The sequence below is a fragment of the Streptomyces sp. NPDC051020 genome, from assembly GCF_040683105.1.
In the GTDB taxonomy this organism is placed as follows: Bacteria; Actinomycetota; Actinomycetes; order Streptomycetales; family Streptomycetaceae; genus Streptomyces.
The window spans coordinates 1-2,220 of the sequence record NZ_JBFBCG010000208.1 but is presented as its reverse complement, the minus strand read 5'-3'; the positions used below and the strand labels follow the sequence as shown (position 1 = coordinate 2,220).

At 70.6% G+C, this 2,220-nt stretch carries 1 protein-coding gene and 2 pseudogenes; 1 reads left to right on the top strand and 2 read right to left on the bottom strand.

The window, feature by feature from the left end:
• A pseudogene (locus AB0N06_RS38700) lies at nt 1-306 on the bottom strand (IS701 family transposase); the annotation flags it as partial.
• A gap of 511 nt (nt 307-817) precedes the next feature.
• On the opposite strand from AB0N06_RS38700, the gene AB0N06_RS38695 reads away from it, so the two are divergent.
• Nucleotides 818-2,059, top strand: a complete 1,242-nt coding sequence (locus AB0N06_RS38695) for an IS110 family transposase (RefSeq protein WP_366139345.1) — start codon at nt 818-820, stop codon at nt 2,057-2,059.
• 21 nt (nt 2,060-2,080) lie between these two features.
• On the opposite strand, the pseudogene AB0N06_RS38690 reads toward AB0N06_RS38695, so the two are convergent.
• Nucleotides 2,081-2,220: pseudogene (locus tag AB0N06_RS38690) on the bottom strand (IS701 family transposase); the annotation flags it as partial.

Sequence of the window (2,220 nt, the reverse complement as noted above, 5' to 3'; positions counted from 1 at the left end):
GCGGTAGTAGGCGAGTTCGCCGGTGGTGCGGTTGCGGCGGATCAGCAGGTGGCGGTGACCGGGCCGGGGGTCGGGCAGGGCGATGACCGCCCAGTCGTAGAAGCGCTGTCCCTTGGCTCCGGCCCCGGTGGACAGTTTCTGCCAGGCCCGTTCGGGGAGCTTCTTGGCCAGGGCATCCGCGCGGAACTTCCCTGCCTGGGCGGTGACTTCGTGGTTGCGGGCCACTGCGAGCACGTATCCGGTGCCGCGTTCCTCCAGGGCGGCGCGCAGTTTCGGGTTGCCGCCGTAGACCTAATGGGCAATGAAGAGAGGCCCGCTCCCCGCATAACCGGCCCGCCAGACTTGGACCGAGAGAGCGGAGTCACGCTTCGACGCAGGGAAGGCAGAGGACGGTACTGGGGGAACCGCACCGTAGACCAGGGGCTCGACCCCTGAGATGAGACTCGGTCCCCCGTATCGCCGTCTGCCCCCGCCCTCTCGGCCGCGGTGCCGGACGCCGACGTCGGCGCGACGCCTACCGAACACCTGGGCTCAAGCCTCGAAGAAGACCGGCGGGTGCCGACGCTCGCGGCCGGCACCGTGACCGAGCACATGATCGGACCGTTGATGCTTGTGGTCCGAGCCGCCCGCAGGGAGCACCTCTTCCGTGTTCGGGAGCCGCCGAGCTCTCGCCAAGACCGAGGACCCTGCGGGTCGCTGGGGTCACGAACGGCTAATCGGATGACGGGCCATCGAGCCCTGCCATTAGGGAGACGCGTGCCCCGCACGGCTGTGACCAGCCACGACAGGCAATTCGACCGAGAGGACGTGAACCGCTTTGAAGGTGTCCTGCGGCATCGACTGGGCCAGCGACCACCACGACGCCGCCGTAGTCGACAACACCGGATCGTTACTGGCCAAGGCCCGGATCGACGACACCGCCGAGGGACTCGCCGAGCTCCTGCAGCTCCTCGCCGAGCACGGCGACACCGCCGAGGCCCCCGTCCCGGTGGCCATCGAGACCTCCCGCGGTCTGCTGGTCGCCTGCCTGCGCGCGGCCGGCCGCCCCGTCTACGCGATCAACCCGATGGCCGCCGCCCGCTACCGCGACCGCCACGCGGTCTCCCGCAAGAAGTCCGACCACCTCGACGCCATGGTGCTGGCGAACATCCTGCGCACGGATGCCGCCGCCCACCGCCAACTGCCCGCCGACACCGAACTTGCTCAGGCCGTCGCGGTCCTCGCCCGCGCCCAGCAGAATGCCGTGTGGGACCGCACCCAGGCCGCCAACAAGCTCACCTCGCACTTGCGCGAGTACTTCCCCGGCTTCCTCGCCGCGGTCGGCGTCCGCCGCGAGGGGGTGTGCCACCCCATCTCCCGCACCCTGCTGGCCGCCGCCCCCACCCCCGAACAGGCCGCCCGCCTCACCCGCGCCCAGCTGCGGTCCCTGTTGAAGAAGGCCGGCCGAAAGAACACCCTCGACGCCGAGGCCGACCGCCTCCATGCCGCACTCCGCCTGCCCCAGATGCACCAACTCCACCTGGTCGAACAGGCGATGGGACGCCAGACGCTCGCGCTGCTGCGGCAGATGGAGGCCGCCTGCACCAGCGCCGACGACCTCGCCGAGGCCGCGGTGGAGTCTTTTGAGAAACACCCGGACGCCGAGATCATCACCAGCTTCCCAGGGCTCGGCACTCTCAGCGGCGCCCGGGTGCTCGCCGAGATCGGCGACGACCGATCCCGCTTCGCCGACGCCAAGGGCCTGAAGGCCTACGCAGGGTCGGCCCCGATCACCAGGGCCTCGGGCAAGAGCGTGGCCGTCCTGGCCCGCCGGGTCAAGAACCAGCGGCTGGCCGGCGTCGGCTACATGTGGGCCTTCGCCGCTATGTCCCACTCCGACGGCGCCCGAGCCCACTACGACCGCCGCCGCGAGGCCGGAGACCGCCACACCGCCGCCCAGCGCAACCTCTTCAACCGCATGCTCGGCTGCCTCCACCACTGCCTCACCCGCCGCGTCTGCTACAGCGAGACAGTCGCCTTCCCTGCACCCTCAGACGCTCAACTCACGGAGGCCGCTTGACAGATTTTCCGCATCGGATGTCTCGTCCCCGGCCACCCAGCGGGCGTGGTGGCCGGCGTCGAGAAAGCGGGTGATCATGCGGGCGGCCAGTTCGGGCTTGGTCGCGAACGCGGTGTCCGGGTCGAGTCCGGGCTGCGCGGCAGCGGTCGGGGTGGTCGGTC